The sequence below is a fragment of the Salinimicrobium sp. 3283s genome, from assembly GCF_039602225.1.
GTDB lineage: Bacteria > Bacteroidota > Bacteroidia > Flavobacteriales > Flavobacteriaceae > Salinimicrobium > Salinimicrobium profundisediminis.
On record NZ_CP143631.1, the window covers coordinates 938,790 to 959,444 of the forward strand.

Sequence of the window (20,655 nt, forward strand, 5' to 3'; positions counted from 1 at the left end):
ATGGATGGACAGTGCAAACTGTTCATCCATTTCTCGTTATAGGGCTAAAGCCCGGGAAGTACATTTCCCACCCCACCCTGCGGGCACCCCTCCGAAGGAGGGGACAAAGCAGAGGCCTTAGCAGCACAACATTAATTCCGATGACAGCATAATCCCAAAATTAAATCCCCTCCATGCCAACATGAATTACCTCCGGCTTTAGCCGGAGAATTAAAAAGAACAGAGAGAAAGGGCTTTAGCCCAACTTTTTCAAAAATATCAATATGTAAAACCCATTCCCTCCCTTTAGGGTTGGGGAAAAGGAATGGGTTTTTAGCATAGGTCCCAAAAATGCCATTTTTGAAGAGGCTTTACACAAAAAATATCAGCAGTAAAATCATAGCCCCAGAGGGGCAAAAGCCCCGGGTATGAATAATACAATAAAATGTCCTGTAGGGACAACATGGAAGAATCACAGCTCCTGATGACAATATAGTGTAGCCGTCCCCCACCCCGCGGGCACCCCTCCGAAGGAGGGGACAAAGCAGGAACCTTAGCAGCAGAACATAAATTCCGGTGACAGCATAATCCCACAATTAAATCTCTTCCACATAAAACATGAATTACCTCCGGCTTTAGCCGGAGAATTAAAAAGAACAGAGAGAAAGGGCTTTAGCCCAACTTTTTCAAAAATATCAATATGTAAAACCCATTCCCTCCCTTTAGGGTTGGGGAAAAGGAATGGGTTTTTAGCATAGGTCCCAAAAATGCCATTTTTGAAGAGGCTTTAGCCCAACCCTATTCCCTATTCCAATTTCTGATTATCTTGCATTGGTTATCAATCTTGATATGAGTATTCAACTGAAAATTATCAGAGACTGAAAATTGAATCTTAAACTTAAATCCCCTTGCTCCAAACCCTCACTCATTACTTCCTCCACTTTATCTTTATTGGCGCTATTGCTTACTGGTACGACAAAACGAACTGGAAAAAATACTGGCTCATCCTGCTGGCCACTATGGTGGTTGATGTAGATCATCTATTGGCTACTCCAATCTTCCAACCCGGCCGCTGCAGCATCGGGTTCCATGTACTGCATTCGGAATATGTGATTCCACTTTACTTCCTGGGTGCAATTTTCATCAGGCACAAGATCATTCGGTTGGTGATGATTGGCCTGGCATTTCACATGATCACCGATTTTATTGACTGCCTCTGGATGCTTTCAAAATGCGAAACCTGTTCAGCTGCGGAAATATTTCAGGGGTTATGATCCAAAAATGCCATTTTTGACAGGTATTTTTCCGAAGCAATTATTCAGAATTTTAATGGCAACAACTAAAAACTTCAGTTACAGATTGCTGCTTTAAAACAGCTTTTTTCCGAAGCAATTAATCTGAATTCAGTTTTTAAAACATCTGTTAATTCTCTTATATTTACCACCTGAAGTTTTCACCACTCATCTATCAACAGCCAAATTCACTCAACATGCACGTAGCCATTGCGGGAAATATTGGGGCGGGAAAAACCACCCTTACCAAATCACTAGCTAAACATTTTAACTGGGAAGCCCAGTATGAAGATGTACTGGAAAACCCTTACCTCGAGGACTTCTACAACAAAATGGAACGCTGGTCTTTTAACCTGCAAATCTACTTTTTGAACAGCCGCTTTAGGCAGATTTTAGAAATTCGGGAAAGCGGAAGGGCGATAATCCAGGACCGCACCATCTATGAAGATGCCCATATTTTTGCACCTAACCTGCATGCTATGGGGCTGATGACCAACCGCGATTACGAAAACTACCGGTCGCTTTTCGATCTTATGGAGAGTGTAGTGCAGGGCCCAGACCTTTTGATCTACCTTCGCAGCAGTATTCCCAACCTGGTTTCCCAGATCCACAAACGTGGGAGAGATTATGAAAATTCAATTTCTATAGATTACCTAAGCCGCCTCAACGAACGTTACGAAGCCTGGGTGCACAACTACAACAAAGGTAACCTGCTCATTATAGATGTTGACAATATCAACTTTGTAGATAACCCTGAAGATCTTGGTAACATCATCACCAGGGTAGATGGGGAGCTTAACGGACTTTTTAAGTAGACGGTAGACTTTAGACGGTAGACGTTAGTTACTGGTTTTACTTCGGGCTTCCCTCCGGTGGAGGGGACATTTTCGATGAAGTTTAAATGAACTTTTAGAATTTTGGACCTGGTGCTTTAGAGCCTTATTCCTTAAACATTATCCCTTCTACCTTAAATAAAGCCGTGTTCCCGGGCGTGCTCGCGGGCCTGCTCTGAGGTTTCGACCATAAGAAGAGGGACTGTCTCAAAATTATCTACAATACTTCTCACCCTGCGCATTTGTCGGCGGTGCTTTACGCTTCTCAGGTAAATAGCCAGGATACGGTCGGGGTACTGGGCAGCGATTTCGGTGTAGATAGCAGGATCGTGCTCCCCACTGTCGCCAATGAGAATAAAATTGAGATGCGGATAGGTCTTTAAAATATTGATGATCTCCTTTTGTTTATGCGGTTTTTCGGGCTTAAGTGTTCTGTCAAAAGGGGTACGAAAATCCCGAAGCAAAATTGGCCCTTTTGGAAAATCATTGATCTCCAGGAAAAGCTTCAGGTACTCATATAAATTCCACGGACTGTTACTCAGGTAGATTATAGGGTTTTGCTCATTTGCTTTTTTCCCTGCATGCAGGTCGCGATAAAATTTTGGCGCTCCTTCCAGAGAGATCCTGTTATGCGCGTTCTTTAAAAGGGAATTTTTAATGAGCCTCCATTTTAAGAAAGAAGTCACCCCTGTGTGCAGAATGGTATCATCTATATCACTTATCACCCCAAAAGTGGCCTTTTGCGGCGGAATTAGCAGTTCGGCTTCAAAATTATTTTCATTGGTGATGATGCTGTTGGGCACCTCATTTGAAAAGGAACATTTCAGCTTTAGCCACCCGCCGTCATCGGCAAATTCTTTCAGGTTAAGAGAAATGGTTTTGTCAAAGAGAAAATATCCTTCGGCATTGGTTTTTGTAGTAAGTTCGGTACCGTCGGGCAGGCTTAGTGTCACTTCGGCATTTGCAATCTCATAACTATCAAACTGTTTATAGGTGTTGCCAAGGGTTCTAAAGAAACTCTGGTCTTCGTGCATCTTCAGGTTATCATCATCAATGGCGCGCCCCAGCAGGTAAAGGTGGCTGGCGGTGCCGTAACTGCGGTAGGTAGCCAGTTTCACTTCAGGTTTTGCAGTAAGGTAATTTTTGAGCCTGGAAAAGAGCTTCATAAAAAGGGTTTTAAAATGGCATTTTTAACACCTCATTCAAGGTACATTTAAAATGAAAAATCCCCCGCAGTTGCAGGGGATTTTAAAAATATTTTAGCAAATCTCTTCGGAAATTACTCTTTTTGAGAGGTTACTTCGGAAGTTTTTGCTTCAGAAGTATTTGCTTCGGAAGTTTTCACGGCTGCAGCTATTTTTTCCGCAGTAACAAGAACTTCTTGTTTATCGGTTGAAAATTGGGCTACAGGCTCAACTTCTGTTTCCTCCTGAAGTATGGTTACTTCATCAACTTCGGGCGTGGTGGCAATTTCCATATCCTGACCCAAAATAGGGGCGATCACAAGTCCAATCAAACAGGTAAGCTTGATAAGGATGTTCATTGAAGGCCCTGAAGTATCTTTAAAAGGATCACCCACGGTATCACCGGTTACAGCAGCTTTATGAGCTTCAGACCCTTTGTAGGTCATCTCGCCGTTGATCATTACCCCGGCTTCAAAAGATTTTTTGGCATTATCCCACGCACCACCGGCATTGTTTTGGAAAATTGCCCAAAGCACACCACTCACGGTCACCCCGGCCATATAACCTCCAAGCATTTCGGCGATAAGACGGTTTTCATACCCAAGCACCATAGGGATAATTACTATAATAATAGGGAACCCAATGGTAAGAAGACCAGGTAAAAGCATTTCACGAAGGGCAGCTTTGGTAGAGATCTCCACACATTTGTCATATTGTGGTTTTCCTGTTCCTTCCATAATCCCTGGAATTTCACGGAACTGGCGACGCACCTCGTTCACCATATCCATAGCTGCTTTTCCTACCGATTGCATTGCAAGGGCAGAGAAAACAACGGGAATCATTCCTCCAATAAACAACATGGCCAAAACAGGAGCTTTGAAAATGTTGATCCCGTCAATTCCTGTGAAGGTTACATAAGCTGCAAAAAGTGCAAGAGAGGTAAGCGCTGCCGAAGCAATTGCAAAACCTTTTCCGGTTGCTGCAGTAGTGTTTCCTACAGAATCAAGAATGTCGGTTCTTTCTCTAACTTCGGAAGGCAGTTCGCTCATTTCGGCGATACCTCCGGCGTTATCGGCAATTGGTCCAAAGGCATCAATAGCCAGCTGCATTGCTGTGGTAGCCATCATTGCTGAAGCTGCAAGCGCAACTCCATAGAAACCAGCAAAGGCATAAGACGCCCAGATAGCGAGTGCAAAAAGAAGTACAGAATAGAAAGTAGAGATCATTCCGGTAGAAAGACCTGCAATAATGTTTGTTCCGGCACCAGTGCTGGAATTTTGTACGATAGAAAGCACAGGTTTTTTACCAAGACCTGTGTAGTATTCGGTCACGGCAGAGATCACGCCTCCAACTACAAGCCCAACCAAAGTAGCGTAGAATACCCGCATTGATGAGATTTGTTGTGGCCCTTCTCCAAAGAATTCCATTTGCATGGTTTCTGGCAACATCCAGGTCACCAAAAAGAAAGAAGAGATCGCTACCAGCACGATAGAGAACCAGTTCCCTTTGTTTAGTGCCGACTGAACTTCAGCTTCCTTGGCAGAATTGCTGTTGATCTTTACCAATAGCGTTCCTACTATAGAGAATATAATTCCGAAACCTGCAATGGCCATGGGAAGAAGGATAGGCCCAATTCCGCCGAAACCTTCAGCAACAATATTACCGCCCATGTCTTTGATCACATAGTTTCCAAGTACCATGGCGGCAAGTACGGTAGCCACATAACTTCCAAAGAGGTCGGCACCCATTCCGGCCACGTCACCCACGTTATCACCCACGTTATCGGCAATGGTTGCCGGGTTACGCGGATCATCTTCAGGAATACCTGCTTCCACTTTTCCAACAAGGTCGGCACCCACATCGGCAGCTTTGGTATAAATACCACCACCTACACGGGCAAATAGTGCAATAGACTCGGCTCCAAGAGAGAAACCGGCAAGGGTTTCAAGCACGATGGTCATTTGGTGAACATCGGTCCACTCCCCGCCCATAAAGACGTGGAAGAAGATAATGAAGAAAGTTGTTAATCCCAGAACGGCAAGACCGGCAACCCCAAGTCCCATAACGGTACCGCCACCAAAAGACACTTTTAGTGCCTGCGGCAGGCTTGTTCTTGCGGCTTGTGTGGTACGAACGTTAGATTGAGTTGCGATGCGCATCCCGATATTTCCGGCGAAAGCCGAAAAAATAGCTCCAAATATAAAAGCTACAACAATTAGAATATGAGTAGTGGGAACAATAAAAGATATTCCTGCCAGCAGTATACTGGCCACAATAACAAAAATAGTAAGGATCTTGTATTCGGCATTAAGAAAAGCAAGAGCTCCTTCATAAATGTGAGACGAAATATCCTTCATCTTTCCATCTCCCGCATCCTGTTTTAAAACCCAGGTGCGTTTTGCCCACATGAAAATGAGCCCTATGATTGCCAGGATAGCCGGCAACCAAATCATCAATGATTCCATAATTTTTTGTTAAATTTATTTTCGCTGTTAAAGTTAGCAAAAGAGGGATAAATATGGATTAATAAAAATGATCTTTCTCATAATCTGAGAGGAAATCTTTGTTTATCCTCAGCCATAACGGGAGATGAGCCTGAAAAAATACATTTTTGAAAGAAAATGTAAGGAAGTTTTATTTTTAATTGCAGACTGGCTAAAATCCGGGTTTTAGAAATAGAGGTAAAAATGAGGCGTGTACAAAAAAAGAGGCTGCCCGGTAAAGCTTTCTCCCTGTCGCTCCTGAAATCTTTCAGTTCTTAATAGGATCCTGAAAAATTAAGATAACGCGGTAATAGCCTTACCAGACAGCCTCCTGTCTTATATTCCGAAGAAGTTAAAGGATAGAAAAATTACCCTTCTCCCCGTTACTGTCTTTATATCGTTGAATACAATCTTTGATGATGGAGTTTGCTTCATTAACATCGCCCCAACCTTCAACATCCACTTTCTTTTGCTCAAGATCTTTGTAGACCTGGAAGAAGTGTTCAATTTCTTTTATAAGGTGGCCATTCACATCGCCAAGATCATTAAGCCTGTTCCAGATAGGATCGGAAACCGGTACGCAGATCACTTTTTCATCGGGTCCTTTTTCATCGGCCATATGGAATACTCCAATTGGCTTTACCTCCATAACACAACCGGGGAAGGTTGGCTCTGTTACCAGCACCAGCACATCAAGCGGATCGCCGTCAAGGGCCAAAGTTTCAGGAATGAACCCGTAATCTGCAGGATACATCATCGAAGAAAAGATCATCCTGTCGTAACGTACTTTCTTTAGCTTAAAGTCATACTCGTATTTATTTCGACTTCCCTTGGGGATCTCGATAAGAACATCAAATGTTTTACTCATTACTCTATAGTATAATTTAGTCTGTTTTTGTCTTTAGGGGGCGGCAAATATAATACTTCATTCGGTTTTAAGCAGATATAAAATATTTAGAAGTTGCTCCCTGCCTCAAAGTTTAAGTTTTTCTTCACAAATGCCAGGGGCAAATTCAAAACAACAAATCCCAAATTCGAGGCACCAAATTCAAATTCGAATCTAAGTTCCCCTTGGGGGATTTAGGGGGAAGAGAAGCCACAAGAACCCCAAGGTAAACTGTTTTAGAATTTGGCTTTTGGAATTTGGTACTTAAAAAAAGAAGCCTCCCAAAAAGGAGGCTCAAAAATGTCATTTTTGGAAGGGCTTTATTTAGTCCTTATACATCACCTTTTTCACTGCTTTGATCACATCGTTGTGATTTGGCAACCACTCTTCGAGTAGTACCGGAGAATAAGGAGCAGGAGTATCGGCAGTATTGATCTTTACAATTGGCGCATCAAGGAAATCGAATGCCTGTGACTGCACCTGGTAAGTGATCTCTGTAGCTACGTTTCCAAATGGCCATGCTTCTTCAACAATAACAAGGCGGTTGGTTTTCTTTACAGATTCCAGGATAGTTTCATGATCCATCGGGCGAATGGTACGCAAGTCGATGATCTCACATGAAATTCCTTCTTTTTCAAGTTCTTCAGCAGCCTTGTAACAGATCTTGATGATCTTTCCGAAGGAAACAATAGTTACATCGCTACCTTCTCTTTTAATGTCTGCCTTACCAATTGGCAATACATATTCTTCTTCGGGCACTTCTCCTTTGTCACCATACATTTGCTCAGATTCCATGAAGATCACAGGATCGTCATCGCGAATGGCGGCTTTTAAAAGTCCTTTTGCATCGTAAGGGTTAGAAGGTACAATTACTTTTAATCCCGGAGTATTGGCATACCAGCTTTCAAATGCCTGTGAGTGGGTAGCTCCCAATTGGCCTGCCGAAGCTGTTGGGCCACGAAATACAATGGGAACATTAAATTGCCCACCACTCATTTGGCGCATCTTGGCAGCGTTATTTATAATCTGGTCAATTCCCACCAGGGAAAAGTTAAAGGTCATGAATTCTATGATGGGACGGTTTCCATTCATGGCGCTACCAACACCTATTCCTGAAAAACCTAATTCTGAGATGGGTGTATCGATCACGCGATCTGGACCAAATTCATCCAACATCCCTTTTGATGCTTTATAAGCACCATTATATTCAGCAACCTCTTCTCCCATAAGGTACACAGATTCATCCCTGCGCATTTCTTCTGTCATGGCCTGGGCAATTGCTTCCCTGAACTGGATTGTCTTCATTACACGTATTTGATTAAAATTTTCGAATCACAAAAATAGTAATTCAAATAAGGATTATGGCCAACTTCAGAACAAAAATTTCTTATGCACGCACAGTATTTTTCCTCAGTTTTTATGTATCTTCGTAATCCATTTATAATTTTTATTTACAAAATTCTGAGATATATGAAAATATTAGTGTGTATTAGTCACGTTCCTGATACCACCTCAAAGATTAATTTTTCTGAAGGTGATACAAAATTCGACACCGCGGGGGTACAGTTCGTGATCAATCCAAATGATGAATTTGGTCTTACAAGGGCCATGTGGTTCAAAGAGAAACAAGGTGCAACAGTAGATGTGGTGAACGTAGGCGGCACAGAGACCGAACCTACTTTAAGAAAAGCTTTGGCTATTGGTGCCGATAGCGCCATACGTGTAAACACACCCGCTACAGACGGGATCTATGTTGCCAAACAAATAGCAAAAGTAGCACAGGATGGTGGTTATGACCTTATAATTGCAGGCCGCGAATCTATTGACTACAACGGCGGAATGGTTCCTGGTATGGTAGCCGGTCTTATTGGTGCAAATTTCGTGAACACCTGTATAGGGTTGGAGGTAGAAGGAAATGAAGCTACGGCCATTCGCGAAATCGATGGAGGAAAAGAAACACTAAAGACAAATCTTCCGTTAGTAATAGGTACTCAAAAAGGAATTGTACAGGAAAGCGACCTTCGCATTCCTAACATGCGCGGAATTATGCAGGCGCGAAAAAAGCCGCTTAACGTGGTTGAGCCTGTAGATACAGCGACACATTCTGAAGCAGTTAAATTCGAAAAACCCAAACCAAAAGGCGATATCAAGCTTGTTGATGCCGATAATCTTGATGAATTGATCAACCTGCTTCACAACGAGGCTAAAGTAATTTAAAGTCCAGGGTTTAAAGTTTAAGGTTCAAGGTTTGAACTGAAGGCTTTGGAATTTGGAATTTGTTAATTGGAATTTAAAGAAAAAAATATGTCAGTATTAGTATATACAGAATCGGAAGAAGGACAATTTAAAAAGACTGCCTTTGAGGTGGCTTCTTATGCAAAAGGTGTTGCCGACATGCTGGGAACAGAAGTTACAGCTATTTCCTTTAATGCGCAAAGTGCAGGTGACCTTGGGAAGTATGGAGTGAGCAAAGTATTAAAGGTAAATGACGAAAAGCTTCAAAAATTCAATGCTAAAGCCTACGCCGATGCCATTAAGCAGGCAGCCGAAAAGGAAGGATCAAAAGTGATTGTTGTAAGCCAGAGTGCAAACGCAAAATATTTAGCACCACTATTGGCTGTACAACTGGAGGCGGGATACGCTTCAAACGTGGTGGCTTTACCAGAAGGTACAGATCCATTACAGGTAAAAAGGACTGCATTCACCAACAAGGCTTTTAACTTTACCAAATTATCTACCGATGTGAAGATCATTGGGCTTTCTAAAAATGCCTTCGGATTAAAAGAAAATCAAACCGACGCTACGGAAGAAGATTTTTCCCCTTCTCTTTCTGAAGGAGATTTTGCAATCAATGTGGTTTCCGTAGACAAAGCAGCCGATAAGGTGACTATTGCCGATGCCGAAATTGTGGTATCTGGCGGAAGAGGTCTTAAAGGTCCTGAAAACTGGGGTATGGTTGAAGATCTTGCCGAAACCCTGGGAGCAGCGACAGCCTGCTCAAAACCTGTAAGTGACATGGGCTGGAGACCTCATAGTGAACACGTAGGCCAGACAGGTAAACCCGTTGCAGCAAACCTGTACATCGCTATTGGAATTTCTGGAGCAATACAACATCTTGCAGGGGTAAGTGCCTCAAAAACAAAAGTGGTGATCAATAATGACCCCGAAGCACCTTTCTTTAAGGCTGCCGATTACGGGGTGGTAGGAGATGCCTTTGAGATAGTACCAAAGCTCACCGAAAAATTAAAGGAATTTAAGGCTGGTAACTCATAATTTTTTTAACTTGCAAGCCGTTAAAAGGGCTGTCTCAGATAGGTATTTTGCCCGTTTAGACAGCTTTTTTTGTATTTTTGAAGTATGAGTTTAGTGCGCCTTAACATTAAAGGAATTTCTTACAGCCAAACCCAAAATGGGGCCTATGCCTTAATTTTGAGTGAGGTGGAAGGAGAGCGTAAACTCCCTATTGTAATTGGAGCTTTTGAAGCTCAATCTATCGCTATCGCTCTTGAGAAAGAGATCAAGCCTCCACGCCCACTCACCCACGACCTTTTCAAGAATTTTGCCGACAGGTTTGAGATCGTTGTAAAACAGGTGATCATTCACAAACTGGTAGACGGGGTTTTCTATTCCAGCCTCATTTGTGAGCGCGATAAAATCGAAGAGATCATTGATGCCAGGACCAGCGATGCCATTGCACTTGCTTTGAGGTTCCAGGCGCCCATTTTCACCTATAAAAATATTCTTGACAAGGCCGGTATCTACCTCAAGGGAGATGCTGCAAAAGAGAAAGAAGAGCAGGAGAAAGAAGATATTATAGTAGATGAACTCTTTTCTAAGGAAGTCGAGATAAAATCTGACCAACCCGATTACAGGAAACTGTCACTCAACGAACTCAATAACATGCTAGACCAGGCCGTAAAAAACGAAGATTATGAGAAAGCGGCCCGTATACGAGATGAGATCTCCAAGCGAAAATAACCCCCATTCATAATGAATAAAATCTGGTGCTTCCTGTTCCTGATCTTCTTCGGAATTTCCCCATTATTTGCACAATCAATTTCTAAAACCTGGGATTTTGAAGCCGTAGAAGGCAGCCCCCAAAACACCATTTTTGACATCTCCCCCGGAAATGACTATTTAAAACTGGACAATGGAGGTTTTGAACTCGCCCTTACCAATGAAGACGCTCCCAGATCAACCGGGAATTATGTTTTTCAAAATGATGTACTGGTACTATTCTTTGACAGCCCGGGCGACAGTATCCAAAACTTTAGAGTAAAAACCTTAACCGATTCTACGCTGGTGCTTAGCACAAGAGATGTGACCTACTCCCTTAGGGAAGTGCCACAAACTGTACAGGAAGTACTGCCCGTAGATACCGCAAAGACCGTAATACCCAACCAGGGTTTTACCTTCACAAGTTTCTGGAGAGGTGCACTGGGAATGGTCTCTCTCATCTTACTCGCTTTTATCTTTAGCAGCAACCGCAGGGCTATAAACTGGAAGACTATTCTTGTAGGATTAGGCGCCCAGCTTCTTTTGGCAATAGGGGTTTTAAAGATCACTGTGGTTCAAAACGTATTTGAGACCGTAGGTTACTTTTTTGTACTTATTCTTGATTTCACCGCGGCAGGAAGCGAATTTTTGCTCGGCGGACTAATGAGTGTAGAAAGCTATGGTTTTATCTTCCTGTTCCAGGTATTACCCACCATCGTTTTCTTCTCTGCCTTAACTTCTGTACTGTTCTACCTTGGGGTGATACAGATCGTGGTAAAAGGAATGGCATGGGTACTAACCAAGCTCATGGGCATCTCGGGGCCCGAAAGTTTAAGTGTTGCCGGAAATATCTTTTTAGGACAAACTGAAGCCCCATTAATGATCAAGGCATACCTTGAAAGAATGAGCCGATCGGAGATCCTTTTGGTCATGATTGGCGGTATGGCTACTGTGGCAGGTGGCGTACTGGCTGCTTATATTGGCTTTTTGGGGGGTGATGACCCTGCGCTTAGAGTAGAATTTGCAAAGCACCTCCTGGCTGCATCGGTTATGGCAGCACCGGGAGCCATCGTTATTTCAAAGATCCTTTATCCGCAGCAGGACAAGATCACTACCGATGTAGAAGTTTCTTCGGACAAAATTGGATCTAATATTTTAGATGCCATTGCCAACGGTACCACCGAAGGTTTAAAACTGGCAGCCAATGTCGCTGCAATGCTCCTGGTTTTTATAGCTTTTATCGCTATGATAAACTACGGCCTCGGAAAAATTGGAGACTGGACAAGCCTTAATGGTATCATGGCAGCAAACACTCCCTACGCCAGGTTGTCTCTTGAATCTCTCCTCGGAATTATTTTTGCTCCGCTCATGTGGCTTATTGGAGTAGCAAAAGCCGATATGATGCTCATGGGGCAGCTGCTGGGAATAAAACTTGCAGCCAGTGAATTTGTAGGATATATACAGCTGGCTGAACTAAAGAATCCGGTAAATGCGCTAAGCCTTACCTATGAAAAATCTATCATCATGGCCACTTACATGCTTTGTGGTTTTGCCAACTTCGCTTCTATTGGAATACAAATAGGCGGAATTGGTTCCCTGGCACCCGGACAGAGAAAAACCCTGTCGGAATTTGGTATGAAAGCGCTTATTGGCGGTACCCTCGCTTCTTTGCTTTCGGCTACAATTGCCGGGATGATCATTGGATAATTTTCATTTCAAGAGAATCAGGAACCAGGAGTAAGGGATCAAGATTACTATTACTCAGGCATACCTAACCCTGAACGCGATAGTTAATAAGTCTCTAATAATTCCTTTTTAGAATTAACTTCTTTAATCAGGACAGTTTTCTATTTTAGCTGAAATTGATCCGGAATTTGCCATTTTTGGCAGGTAAGTATCAGCACTATCTTTAAAATATAAACCCTTCAGAATCAATTCATAATGAAGCAGTATCACGACTTGATAAAACATGTCCTGGAAAACGGAAATGAAAAAGGAGACCGCACCGGCACCGGCACAAAAAGCGTGTTTGGTTACCAGATGCGGTTTGATTTAAGTGAAGGTTTTCCCATGGTTACCACAAAAAAGCTCCATCTAAAATCTATTATTTACGAGCTGCTTTGGTTCCTCAACGGCGATACCAACATTAAATATTTACAGGAAAACGGAGTGCGTATCTGGAACGAATGGGCCGACGGGAACGGCGATTTGGGTCCGGTGTACGGTCATCAATGGCGCAACTGGAACAGTGAAGATATAGATCAAATAAAAGAGGTAGTAGAAACATTGAAGACCAGCCCCAACAGCCGCCGCATGCTGGTTACCGCCTGGAACCCTTCGGTACTGCCCGATACCTCAAAATCCTTTTCAGAAAATGTAGCGAATGGAAAAGCCGCGCTTCCTCCATGTCATGCATTTTTTCAGTTCTACGTTGCTAACGGCAAATTATCCTGCCAACTCTACCAGCGAAGTGCAGATATTTTTCTGGGGGTACCGTTCAACATCGCTTCCTATGCCCTGCTCACTATGATGATTGCGCAGGTATGTGGTTATGAAGCAGGAGATTTTATTCACACTTTTGGTGATGCTCATATTTACAACAACCACCTGGAGCAGGTAAACCTACAGCTGTCGCGGGATGCGAGGCCTTTGCCTGTCATGAAACTGAATCCTGAGGTGAAAAATATTTTTGATTTTAAGTTTGAAGATTTTAAATTGGAAAATTATGATCCGCATCCGGCTATAAAAGGGCAGGTAGCGGTTTAATTTTTGTCCAATTTTAAATTTTTTAAGCATTATGAAGAAGTTATTAGTTATTGCATGTTTTTTCTTTGGAGGAATAGCAGGTGCCCAGGCGCAACAAACCTCACCAGTTTGGCCGGGCTGTGAAGACGCTGAAGATAAATCGGAATGTTTTAACGAAAAACTAAATGCCCATGTAAGGGAAAATTACGAATACCCAATGAAGCAGAATGCTTACGTTCGGGGAGAAGTAAAAGTATCTTTCAATATTAATGAAGAAGGGAAAGTTGTTGTGAATTCGGTTGAAGGATCGGAGCCACTGGTGAATGAAGCCGCCAGGGAAGTGCTCAAAAAGATTCCAGATATGAAGCCCGGGACTTTAAACGGAGAGCCCGATTCCCGGAATTTTACCACTACCTACCGCTTCTAAGAACAAGCCCCAGATCATGAAAAAATTATTTTTTGTCCTTTTCCTGTTTAGCGCAGGAGCAACATTTGCCCAGGAAGGTGTAAGTGTATCCAAAAATACGCTCACTACCAAAGAAACCCCTCCGGTTTGGCCGGGTTGTGAAGATTTTTCGGGGAATTCAAAAACCTGTTTTAAGGAGAAGCTCACCCAGCATCTCAAGGAGAATTACAAGTTCCCAAAAGATAAAGCTGGCAACTACATTAGGGGGAAAGCTATAGTTTCTTTTGTGATCAATAAAGAAGGGAAGCCGGTAATTTCTAAAGTTGAAGGCGCCAAAAAGGAACTCAATGAAGAAGCAAAGAGGATCATTCTTGCCATTCCGCCGATGACGCCGGGGCAGATGGCCGGGAAACCTGTGGAGGTGAGCTATAAAGTTCCTTTTACATTCTAAGCCTATTCTTATTATTCCTTTAACTAAAAGGGATACATAAAAGTTTAAATTTGAAGGAAACCTGCGGGTTTCCTTTTTTTATTCCCCAAAAAAGGTAATTACGCCGGAAATTTTTTTCCTTATGAACAACACCAAACCTCCGGAATTCAAGACTCAGTTTGCCGAAGACGTCTTTAAAGGCCTTACTTCATATCCTAAAAAAATTAGCTCAAAATTCCTTTATGATGAAAAGGGAGACGAGCTCTTTCAGCAGATCATGGATCTGCCCGAGTACTATCTTACGGGCAAGGAATATCAAATTCTTAAGCGCCACAGGGAAGAATTAGGAGATGAATTTGCCTCTTTAGAAGGTTTTGACCTTATAGAACTTGGTGCCGGGGACGGGAAAAAAACAAAGGTGCTGTTAAGTCACTTTGAAGAAAAGAACTATGACTATAAATACCTGCCCGTAGATATCAGTAAGAATGTGCTCGAGCAGTTAAAAGGCAGCCTGCAACAGGAATTCCCTTCTGTAGAGGTAGAACCACAGCAGGGCACATATGCCGAAGTACTCAGCCGCCTGGCCGATTACCGGGAGCGTAAAAAAGTGATCCTTTTCCTGGGCTCGAATATTGGGAATCTCACTCCCGAAGAAGCTGTGAACTTTTTAAAGAAGATATCTTCTGCAATGCATGAAAAAGATCTTTTCTTTATGGGAGTGGATCAAAAGAAGGATCCAAAGGTGATTTTGGATGCTTATAATGATGGCGCCGGAGTTACCGAAGCATTCAATAAAAACCTGCTCACGCGAATGAACAGGGAACTGGATGCCGAATTTGATCCTGAAGATTTTATGCACTGGCCCCTTTATGATCCCGAATCAGGAGTAGCCAAAAGCTTCCTGGTGAGCAAAAAAGAACAAACTGTAGCAATAAATGCTCTTGACATTAAAGTGCATTTTCAAAAATGGGAGACCATACACACCGAAGTATCCCAAAAATATGACGACACCTCCATAGCCTGGCTGGCCAAAGAAGCCGGACTGGAGATTTCAGGCTGTTGGGCCGACAAAGACAGCTGCTTTAAAAACCATCTTTTCAAAAGAATAAAATAATGAAAGCAATTTGGAATAACACCGTAATAGCCGAAAGTGATCAAACTGTTGAAGTAGAAAACAACCAGTATTTCCCCCCGGAATCTATAAATTCTGAATTCTTCAACCTGAGCGATACCCATACAGTGTGCCCCTGGAAAGGCAGAGCCTCTTATTTTCACCTAAAAGTGGGAGATGAAAAAAATACCGATGCGGCCTGGTTTTATCCGCATCCAAAACCCGAGGCAGCACAAATTAAGAACCACGTGGCTTTCTGGAACGGAGTGAAAATAGAAAAATAAATTTGCCATTTAAAAAAAATGACCTAAGTTTACCAAAATCAAAAAAGAACAATCCAGGTGATTTTAAATAATAACAATAATAATTTCAATAACAATCTGAATCAAATCAGATTGCGGAGAGCTATTATTGTATAAAAATCCCTTAAACAATATTCAAAGCCTTTCCGCCACCCGGAAAGGCTTTTTTTTTTGCAGAATAATGAAACGACTTCAAAATAATAATATCAATAATAATAGTCCGCCACCCGGGGGAGAGGATCTCTGTGCTTTAAAGCCTGCCTCCTTCCCGGGGCAGGCTTTTTTATTTCTTAAACATTTAAAACAAACATTATGAAAACTACATTACAACTATCACAAAAACTTGAAACTGAAGAAGCTGTTGACTTCGTAAAATCTGAATTTGAAAAACACCTTAAAGCACAGCTTTCACTGGTAAAAATATCGGCTCCCACCGTTGTACTTCACGGCACCGGCATCAACGACGATCTAAACGGAATTGAAAGACCGGTTGGTTTCCCTATAAAAGCTATGCAGGAGCGCCGCGCCGAAGTGGTGCAATCTCTCGCTAAATGGAAAAGATTAAGACTGCGGGAGTATGAAATTGAACCCGGAATGGGAATAGTGACCGATATGAAAGCCCTGCGGCCCGATGAAGAACTGGGGCCAATACATTCCATTTCGGTAGACCAGTGGGACTGGGAAAAAGTGATGACCCCGGCAGAAAGACACCTCGATTTTTTGAAGGCACAGGTTAAAAAAATATATAGCGCTATACTCGATACACAAGCTGCTATTACCCAAAAACATCCCCTGCTCTCACAGGACCTACCAGCTGAAATCACCTTTTTACACACTGAAGACCTGCTTAAGCAGTACCCTCACCTCACTCCGAAACAAAGAGAAGATCGTGCGGCACAAGAATATGAAGCAGTATTCCTTATTGGGATAGGTGGTTTAATGGACAGTGGCGAAGCACACGACGGCCGGGCTCCCGATTATGATGACTGGAGTACTCCTACCTCGGCTTCTACCAAAGGTCTCAACGGCGATATTTTAGTCTGGAACGCTGTACTGGAACAGGCTTTTGAATTGTCTTCAATGGGAATTCGGGTAGACAAAAAGACCCTGGAGCTACAACTACAGGAGAGAAAAGCCGAAGACCGTAAAAGTTTATACTACCATGACCAACTACTTTCAGAAAAACTCCCTCAAACCATTGGTGGCGGGATAGGACAGTCAAGGCTGTGTATGTTCCTGCTTCAAAAAAGACATATTGGGGAAGTACAGGCGAGCATCTGGCCCGATGAAATGAGACAGGAATTAAAAACCGAAGGTGTGTTTTTGCTTTAAAAACACAGAGACTTCACAAAGACCTCACAGGTTTTTGAAACCTGTGAGGTCTAAATTATCGTCAATCATTTTAAAGGAAAAGACAAAATAAAACCTTTCAAAAATGGCATTTTTGGATACCCTTTTTATAACTGCTTCAGCAGGTTTTCCAGGTCTTCTTCGGAATTGAAGTAGTGGAAACTAAGCCTTATCCCCTCACCTCGTTGGGAGCAGATAATCCTGTTGGTACGTAGCTTCTGAAACAATTTATCATCTCCCCTGATGTTAAAGATCGAAGAATGCAGTTCCCGGTTAACCACTGCAGATTCCAGCACTCCTTTTTCACTGAGTTTAGCTTTGGCAACGGAAGCAAGTTCTTTGATGCCGTTTTCAATTTCTGCTATTCCCACCTGTTTTATAAGATCTATGGCGGTTTTAAGGCTTCCGAAGTTTAAAGTATCAAGGTGCCCTGGTTCAAAAGTCCCTATAAAACTACCTTTGTGAGGCTTGTTCTTTCCCTGCAGGTCTTTGATCTCAAATTCTCCCGACTGTACTTTTTCCTGCATATGTTCTTTGAAGAGAAAAAATCCATTCCCGTACCCGGCATTAAGCCATTTATAAGCACTGGCCCCAAGTACATCAAGTGCCGAGGCTTCAAAATCGAATTTTTCGGTACCACAAAATTGGGTGCCATCGGCGAAAAGGAGAAGCCCGGGATTATCTTCCTTAAGCTTCAGAAGAAAATCGGGATCTATTTTAATTCCGTTGATGTACTGCACAAGGCTGAAAGCAAAAATATCAGGCTTTTCGCGGGAAACTACTTCAGCAATATTATCTTCAAGGTTTTCATCAATTTCAGCATAACACACCTCAAACCCGCGCGATTCTACAGCCCAATTTACCGACGGATAATCGTTTTTGAGCAAAAGCACCTTTTTGCTGTGGTCAATTCCTTCCAGTAACGTATTAAATCCGAAGGAAAAGTTTGGCGTAAGCGCTACCAGATTGGGTGCACAGCCAAACAGATCTCCCACCGCTTTTCTTACTTTTAGAAAGAGAGCGTCACGTTTATCACGAAATAAACTGCCGCCAATGAGAAAGTCGAGATCATGGTCCTGCCTGAATTCCAGCAGATTTTCAGACAACAAACCGGAAGCCGCAGTATTGAGATAAGTATACTGTTCTAAAAGAGGAAACTGTTTTTTAAAATTCTTCATAAACAAGGAAGATTCCGTAGTAAAATCAATAAATTTGAGAATATCTCTAAAATTACGTTTAAATATGGGGCTGGAAAAAAATAGTGCTTCAAAAATAGATCCGGAGCAACGCAGACTTATTGAAAGGGCACAAATGCGGGCTCGGCAAAAAAGAAGATTGTACCAACATTTTATAGTCTTTCTACTGGGATCGGTAGTTTTGATCCTGCTCAATGTGATCTTTGACATAGGCCGCAACATTAATCCTTTTGGGATAGACTGGTTTGTGTGGGCCATCATCTTCTGGGCTTTGCTACTGCTTATTCATGTTTTCAACGTGTTTATCACCAATAAATTTTTTGGAAAAGACTGGGAAAACGAGCAGATTGACCGACTGGTGGCGAAGCAGCAAAAGAAAATTGCCGAACTTCAGAAGAAAGTGGAAAAAGACTATCCCCTCCCTACAAAAGGAGAACCATACATTCCTCCCACGACCCAAAAACCAATTGATCCTGATGCTCCAATAAATTCTTAACAATGGGAAAAGTTACTTTGATTGCAGCTGCAGGTGAGAACAATGAACTGGGTAAAGACAAAGACCTGGTGTGGCACCTGCCCGACGATTTTAAGAGGTTTAAAAAGTTGACTACCGGTCACTACATTATAATGGGACGCAAGACGTTTGAGACATTTCCTCAATTGCTTCCCAATCGCACCCACGTGATCATCACCCGCAAGGACGATTACAATCCCGAAGGCACCATTGTGGTAAATTCCCTCGAAAAAGCACTCGAAGCAGCGAAAGATGATCCGCAACCTTTTGTGATTGGCGGGGGCGAGATCTATAAGCTTTCTCTGGATAAAGCTGATGCCATTGAGCTCACGCGTGTGCACGGGAGTTTTGACGCCGACACCCACTTTCCCGATTTTGATGAGAAGAACTGGAAACTGGTAGCAAAAGAAGAACACCCTGCCGATGAGCGCCACAAATACGCTTTCACCTACCTCACCTATGAGCGTGTCAAATAATCAACAGGTCATATACGAACTGGCAAGCAGCCATGGCTTTACCGTAAAAGGTATCGATTCCCTTGCCGGCGGCAGCATCAACCAGGTGTACCTTATAAATACTTCGGAAGGAAAAAAAGTGGTGAAGGTCAACTCTGCCCACAAATTCCCCGGAATGTTCGCAGCCGAAAAACAGGGACTGGAAACCCTGAAGCAGGAAAATGCTTTTGATGTACCGGCTGTTTTTGGTCTCGGGGAAGTTGGTGATAAGGCTTACCTCCTACTGGAATACAAAAAAGAAGAGCCTCAAAAAGGGCATTTTTGGAAGGTATTTGGGAAACAGCTTTCCCAACTTCATAAAACTTCTGCTGAAAGCTTCGGCTTTGCGGCATCCAATTATATTGGAAGTCTTCCGCAGTACAATGAGCCGCGAGAATCGGCAGCCGGTTTTTATGTAAATCAGCGGTTGGAACCGCAGGTGAAGATGGCTTCAGAAAGAGGCTTTTCGCTGGGCGATCTTTCAGGATTTTACAGGAATATTTCAGAAGAAATTCCGCAGGAAGCTCCTGCCCTGCTCCACGGAGATCTATGGAGTGGAAATTACATTACTAATGAAGAAGGCCTGCCCTGCCTTATAGATCCTGCTGTTTGCTACGGGCCAAGAGAAATGGATCTCGCCATGATGCAGCTGTTTGGTGGTTTTCCTTCAGAAGTATTTGATATTTATAATGAGCATTTTCCGCTTCAGCAGGGATGGGAAGAAAGAATCCCTCTTTGGCAATTTTATTATCTCCTGGTGCACCTCAACATTTTTGGCCGCAGTTACCTTCCGCAGGTTGAGGAAATAATCCGTCGCTTTTCATAATCTTAACAGCCCGCGCTCTTCTTTTAGGAGTTCTTTAGTGCACATAGGGCGCTAATTATTTTATATTTAAATAGTTAAATTAAAATAAGATATGAGCACAGAAAATCTAAATAAAGAAGAATCGTGGAAAAAACTAAGGGAACTGGTAGACGACATCAAGGTAGCAATGATGGTTACTGGGCTCGAAAAAAGGCCAATCAACGCCATTCCCATGAGGACAAAAAAAATTGATGATAATGGAAATATCTGGTTTGTGAGTGCAGGTAATAGTGAACACAATAAAAACCTGCAAATCAACGAACAGGTACATCTCTTATACAGCGACCCCGATGATAACGAATTTGTTACCCTCTATGGAGAAGCAGAGATCACCAAAGACAAAAAAATACTGGAAGATCTTTACAGTTCAACTTCCGACAATTGGTTTGACGGCGTAGATGACCCCAACCTCACGGCAATAAAGGTAAAGCCTGTAGAGGCATATTTTTGGGATAGTAAAACCAATAAATATGTCACCCTCTTTAAAATGGGTATAGGAGCTTTAACCGGTGAGAAACAGGATGTGGGTGAAAAAGGCAAATTAGACCTCTAAACCTATTAACATATTAGGAATCCCTTACGGCTTTGC

At 42.6% G+C, this 20,655-nt stretch carries 21 protein-coding genes; 16 read left to right on the forward strand and 5 right to left on the reverse strand.

Going from position 1 to position 20,655, the window contains the following annotated elements:
- Nucleotides 1-887 precede the first annotated feature (887 nt).
- Nucleotides 888-1,253, forward strand: coding sequence for a DUF6122 family protein (locus VS868_RS04050; protein ID WP_345599292.1), 366 nt, complete (start codon nt 888-890; stop codon nt 1,251-1,253).
- Nucleotides 1,254-1,468: 215 nt separating this feature from the next.
- Nucleotides 1,469-2,086: a deoxynucleoside kinase gene (locus tag VS868_RS04055; protein ID WP_266070497.1), complete on the forward strand. Its 618-nt coding sequence runs from the start codon at nt 1,469-1,471 to the stop codon at nt 2,084-2,086.
- 152 nt (nt 2,087-2,238) lie between these two features.
- Here the strand turns inward: VS868_RS04055 and VS868_RS04060 are convergent, their stop codons facing one another.
- From VS868_RS04060 to VS868_RS04075, 4 genes are all read right to left on the reverse strand, one after another.
- Nucleotides 2,239-3,270, reverse strand: a complete 1,032-nt coding sequence (locus VS868_RS04060) for a phosphatase domain-containing protein (RefSeq protein ID WP_345599294.1) — start codon at nt 3,268-3,270, stop codon at nt 2,239-2,241.
- Between the two features lie 113 nt (nt 3,271-3,383).
- Nucleotides 3,384-5,753, reverse strand: coding sequence for a sodium-translocating pyrophosphatase (locus VS868_RS04065; RefSeq protein ID WP_266070495.1), 2,370 nt, complete (start codon nt 5,751-5,753; stop codon nt 3,384-3,386).
- 370 nt (nt 5,754-6,123) lie between these two features.
- Nucleotides 6,124-6,639, reverse strand: coding sequence for an inorganic diphosphatase (locus VS868_RS04070; protein ID WP_266070493.1), 516 nt, complete (start codon nt 6,637-6,639; stop codon nt 6,124-6,126).
- A gap of 342 nt (nt 6,640-6,981) precedes the next feature.
- Nucleotides 6,982-7,962 carry a pyruvate dehydrogenase complex E1 component subunit beta gene (locus VS868_RS04075; RefSeq protein ID WP_266070492.1) on the reverse strand — a complete coding sequence of 327 codons (981 nt, stop codon included), beginning with the start codon at nt 7,960-7,962 and terminating at the stop codon, nt 6,982-6,984.
- 165 nt (nt 7,963-8,127) lie between these two features.
- On the opposite strand from VS868_RS04075, the gene VS868_RS04080 reads away from it, so the two are divergent.
- The 10 genes from VS868_RS04080 (at nt 8,128) to asnA (ending at nt 16,979) form a co-directional block, all read left to right on the forward strand.
- Nucleotides 8,128-8,874 (forward strand): electron transfer flavoprotein subunit beta/FixA family protein, encoded by a 747-nt coding sequence (locus tag VS868_RS04080; RefSeq protein ID WP_266070491.1) that lies wholly within the window; start codon nt 8,128-8,130, stop codon nt 8,872-8,874.
- Nucleotides 8,875-8,961: 87 nt separating this feature from the next.
- Nucleotides 8,962-9,930 (forward strand): electron transfer flavoprotein subunit alpha/FixB family protein, encoded by a 969-nt coding sequence (locus tag VS868_RS04085; protein ID WP_266070490.1) that lies wholly within the window; start codon nt 8,962-8,964, stop codon nt 9,928-9,930.
- A gap of 84 nt (nt 9,931-10,014) precedes the next feature.
- Entirely contained in the window at nt 10,015-10,635 is a 621-nt protein-coding gene (locus VS868_RS04090) for a bifunctional nuclease family protein (protein ID WP_266070489.1), read from the forward strand.
- A gap of 12 nt (nt 10,636-10,647) precedes the next feature.
- On the forward strand, nt 10,648-12,360 hold the full coding sequence (locus tag VS868_RS04095) for a nucleoside transporter C-terminal domain-containing protein (RefSeq protein ID WP_345599295.1): 1,713 nt from the start codon (nt 10,648-10,650) through the stop codon (nt 12,358-12,360).
- Between the two features lie 234 nt (nt 12,361-12,594).
- Nucleotides 12,595-13,419, forward strand: a complete 825-nt coding sequence (locus VS868_RS04100; RefSeq protein ID WP_266070487.1) for a thymidylate synthase — start codon at nt 12,595-12,597, stop codon at nt 13,417-13,419.
- A gap of 31 nt (nt 13,420-13,450) precedes the next feature.
- Nucleotides 13,451-13,825, forward strand: a complete 375-nt coding sequence (locus tag VS868_RS04105; protein WP_345599296.1) for an energy transducer TonB — start codon at nt 13,451-13,453, stop codon at nt 13,823-13,825.
- Nucleotides 13,826-13,841: 16 nt separating this feature from the next.
- On the forward strand, nt 13,842-14,255 hold the full coding sequence (locus tag VS868_RS04110; protein ID WP_266070485.1) for an energy transducer TonB: 414 nt from the start codon (nt 13,842-13,844) through the stop codon (nt 14,253-14,255).
- A gap of 121 nt (nt 14,256-14,376) precedes the next feature.
- The gene (egtD, locus tag VS868_RS04115; protein ID WP_345599297.1) at nt 14,377-15,348 is read left to right on the forward strand and encodes an L-histidine N(alpha)-methyltransferase; all 972 of its coding nucleotides are present in this window, start codon (nt 14,377-14,379) and stop codon (nt 15,346-15,348) included.
- Nucleotides 15,348-15,629 (forward strand): DUF427 domain-containing protein, encoded by a 282-nt coding sequence (locus VS868_RS04120; protein ID WP_266070483.1) that lies wholly within the window; start codon nt 15,348-15,350, stop codon nt 15,627-15,629. Before egtD ends, VS868_RS04120 begins: the two co-directional genes overlap by 1 nt.
- Nucleotides 15,630-15,959: 330 nt before the next feature.
- Entirely contained in the window at nt 15,960-16,979 is a 1,020-nt protein-coding gene (asnA, locus tag VS868_RS04125; RefSeq protein ID WP_345599298.1) for an aspartate--ammonia ligase, read from the forward strand.
- Between the two features lie 125 nt (nt 16,980-17,104).
- Here the strand turns inward: asnA and VS868_RS04130 are convergent, their stop codons facing one another.
- Nucleotides 17,105-18,175 carry an aminotransferase class V-fold PLP-dependent enzyme gene (locus tag VS868_RS04130; RefSeq protein WP_266070480.1) on the reverse strand — a complete coding sequence of 357 codons (1,071 nt, stop codon included), beginning with the start codon at nt 18,173-18,175 and terminating at the stop codon, nt 17,105-17,107.
- Between the two features lie 64 nt (nt 18,176-18,239).
- Between VS868_RS04130 and VS868_RS04135 the strand changes: the two genes are divergently transcribed.
- From VS868_RS04135 to VS868_RS04150, 4 genes are all read left to right on the forward strand, one after another.
- Nucleotides 18,240-18,689, forward strand: coding sequence for a 2TM domain-containing protein (locus VS868_RS04135; RefSeq protein ID WP_266070479.1), 450 nt, complete (start codon nt 18,240-18,242; stop codon nt 18,687-18,689).
- A gap of 2 nt (nt 18,690-18,691) precedes the next feature.
- Nucleotides 18,692-19,183 carry a dihydrofolate reductase gene (locus tag VS868_RS04140; RefSeq protein ID WP_266070478.1) on the forward strand — a complete coding sequence of 164 codons (492 nt, stop codon included), beginning with the start codon at nt 18,692-18,694 and terminating at the stop codon, nt 19,181-19,183.
- Nucleotides 19,131-20,027, forward strand: a complete 897-nt coding sequence (locus VS868_RS04145) for a fructosamine kinase family protein (RefSeq protein ID WP_345599299.1) — start codon at nt 19,131-19,133, stop codon at nt 20,025-20,027. Before VS868_RS04140 ends, VS868_RS04145 begins: the two co-directional genes overlap by 53 nt.
- Before the next feature lie 91 nt (nt 20,028-20,118).
- Nucleotides 20,119-20,619: a pyridoxamine 5'-phosphate oxidase family protein gene (locus tag VS868_RS04150; RefSeq protein WP_266070476.1), complete on the forward strand. Its 501-nt coding sequence runs from the start codon at nt 20,119-20,121 to the stop codon at nt 20,617-20,619.
- The last annotated feature ends 36 nt before the right edge of the window (nt 20,620-20,655 follow it).